General features: G+C 63.3%; 2 protein-coding genes. One reads left to right on the top strand and one right to left on the bottom strand.

Features of this window, described 5'->3' with window-relative positions:
• Window positions 1–325: L-serine ammonia-lyase, iron-sulfur-dependent, subunit alpha (locus FV220_RS24955; protein ID WP_187273536.1), on the top strand; the 325-nt coding region annotated here is incomplete at its 5' end.
• Between the two features lie 126 nt (window positions 326–451).
• Here the strand turns inward: FV220_RS24955 and FV220_RS24950 are convergent.
• Complete coding sequence (locus FV220_RS24950) at window positions 452–904, bottom strand: BLUF domain-containing protein (RefSeq protein ID WP_056143771.1); 453 nt, start codon at window positions 902–904, stop codon at window positions 452–454.
• Window positions 905–1,399: the final 495 nt, after the last annotated feature.

The raw sequence follows: 1,399 nt of genomic DNA, 5'->3' as shown, positions 1-1,399 counted from the left end.
GGCCATGGCGGCGGCGGGGCTGGCCGCGCTGCTCGGCGGCTCGACCCTGCAGATCGAGAACGCCGCCGAGATCGCCATGGAGCACCATCTGGGCATGACCTGCGACCCGATCGGCGGCCTCGTCCAGATCCCCTGTATCGAGCGCAACGCCTTCGGCGCCAACAAGGCGGTGGTGGCCGCCTCCCTGGCTTTGCGCGGCGACGGCATCCACCGGGTCAGCCTGGACGAGGTCATCGAGACCATGCGCCAGACCGGCCACGACATGCAGGCGAAATACAAGGAGACCTCGCTCGGCGGCCTCGCGGTGAACGTGGCGGCGTGTTGAGCCGCCGATCCCGTCTCGGCCGTCACGGCCGTCACGGCCGTCACGGCCGGTTCTGCAGATTATCCAGACGGTGACGAGCAAAACCCATGGCCGTCCGTGCACTCTGCGAACCCTCGGGTGCCGGGGCTAGCTGGCGAGACGCTGCGCCTGACGCTTGGCCGCATCGAAGGCCTGAAGATCGAGGGCGAGATTGATGACGTGGGCGCTCTTCAGGCGTGTCGGCTCGATCGCGCTTCCGATACCGTGCTGCAGGTAGACTTCTTCCACCTCTGGCGTTCGCATCGCGCCGCCCATGGTCCAGTTGGGGAAGGAGCGGCTCTGAACATTGCGCGCATCCATGATGGTTGCGGTGGCGTGGCGCGGGTCGCGTGCAATCCGAGTATAGGTGGCACTCACCTGGGCTTGCTCACCCTCCAGAATCTGAATGAACCACGTCTTGTCGAAAATGAGGAAGCCGGTGATCCCGTCTCTGCTATTATTGCGCTGAGAAGCGGAAACGATGTCCCGCAGATTCGTAAGCATTGCGCGGTCGTTACCCTGCACGACGTTACGGCTATAATAGACGAGTTGGTGAATCATCGTAGATTTTCACTTCCGTTAAAAAGCGAAGCGTAAGAAAATGATCGTCTCTGACGCTCATGCAGCCCACCAACGCCGCACGAACGATATCGGCCTTGACCCGATTGTCTTGTTTGATCGCGAAGTTAATCAAATCCGAATACGCAACGATAAGCAGCTCTTGGAATCCTCTTCACCACTCGGGCCAGCGACAGCCGGAGGTCTTTACGCGACGTGCCGGATGCCGGGGATGAGCGGTCGGTCGTCCTTCCACAACGGTCCCGGCTGAGCCTTCGGTTCGGCATGAACGGCACGATGACCGCTCACCGTCCAGCCGAGAGCCCGATCACGGGATTCAGAGCCTATGCCTGGGTCCGGATCGCGCCCGAGGTACCCGAAATCGACTCCTGGGAGAGGAGACGCACGCCGCCTTCATCGCCGTCCGCGATCCTTCCCCTCCGCCGCCCGGCGCAGAGCCTCGGCGAACGCGCCGTCGGGGGCCGGGCCGCGTGGCGC

Origin of the sequence: Methylobacterium sp. WL19 (assembly GCF_008040005.1) — a bacterium.
Classification (GTDB): Bacteria; Pseudomonadota; Alphaproteobacteria; order Rhizobiales; family Beijerinckiaceae; genus Methylobacterium; species Methylobacterium bullatum.
This window is presented reverse-complemented; position numbering and strand designations above follow the sequence as displayed.